The organism is Streptomyces sp. adm13(2018) (assembly GCF_008042145.1).
In the GTDB taxonomy this organism is placed as follows: Bacteria; Actinomycetota; Actinomycetes; order Streptomycetales; family Streptomycetaceae; genus Streptomyces.
Map to the genome: position 1 here is coordinate 1 of NZ_RDBH01000325.1, position 1,301 is coordinate 1,301.

Consider the following 1,301-nt stretch of genomic DNA (forward strand, 5'->3'; position numbering starts at 1 on the left):
ACCGCCGTCAACCAGGACGGCGCCTCCAACGGACTCACCGCCCCCAGCGGACCCGCACAGGAACGCGTCATCCGCGCCGCCGTCACCGACGCAGGAATCTCCTTCTCCGACGTCGACGCCGTCGAAGCCCACGGCACCGGAACCGTCCTCGGCGACCCCATCGAAGCCCAAGCACTCCTCGCCACCTACGGCAACCAGCGCCCCGACGACCAGCCCCTCATGCTCGGCTCCCTCAAATCCAACCTCGGCCACGCACAAGCGGCCGCAGGCGTCGGCGGCGTCATCAAAATGGTGATGGCTCTCCGGCAGGAACAGCTTCCCGCCACCCTCAACGTCAGCAAGCCCAGCGAACTCGTCGAATGGGAAACCGGCGGCGTCGAAGTCCTCACCCAGCCCCGACCCTGGCCCGCCACCGAAGACCGCACCCGACACGCCGGCGTCTCCTCCTTCGGCATCAGCGGCACCAACGCCCACGTCATCCTCGCCGAAGCCCCCACCACCCGACCGGCCGCCGAGGACGAGGCGACGGACGGGACGGGCGGGCTGGACGGCGCGGCCCTGCCGTGGACGTTGTCGGCGCGCTCGGCCGAGGCGCTGGCCGATACTGCGGGACGGCTGGCCGAGTACGTCCGTACACGGCCCGAACTCCGCCCGGCCGATGTGGCGTTCTCGCTGGCGGCCAAGCGCTCCGCCTTCGAGTCCCGGGCCGTGGTCCCCGGAGCCGAGGGCAGGGACGGGCTCCTCGCCGGTCTCGACGCGCTCGCCTCGCGCGAGGTCGACGGTGAGAACGGCGTGTCCGTCTCCCGGGCCGTGTTCGTGTTCCCCGGTCAGGGTGCGCAGTGGGCGGGGATGGCCGTCGAACTCCTCGACACCTCGCCCGTCTTCGCCCAGACCATCGCCGACTGCGAGACCGCTCTCGCGCCCTTCGTCGACTGGTCCCTCACCGACGTCCTGCGCGCCGAGAACGACGCCCCCGGCCTCGACCGGGTCGACGTCGTCCAGCCCGCCTCCTGGGCCATGATGATCGCCCTCGCCGCCCTCTGGCGCGCCAGCGGCGTCAACCCCACCGCCGTCATCGGCCACTCCCAGGGCGAGATAGCCGCCGCCGTCGTCGCCGAAGGCCTCACCCTCGACGACGGCGCCCGCATCATCGCCCTCCGCTCCAAGGCCCTCCGCGCCCTCTCCGGAGGCGGCGGCATGGCCTGGCTCAGCATCCCCGAGACCCAGACCGAAGACATCCTCACCACCTGGCACGGACAGATCTCCGTCGCCGCCGTCAACGGACCCTCCTCCACCGTCGT

The 1,301-nt window shown here is 71.8% G+C and carries 1 protein-coding gene; it reads left to right on the forward strand.

Annotated elements, in window-relative coordinates:
• Positions 1–1,301, forward strand: a 1,301-nt coding sequence (locus EAO70_RS37200) for an acyltransferase domain-containing protein (protein WP_148007176.1), incomplete at both ends; no start/stop codon positions are given.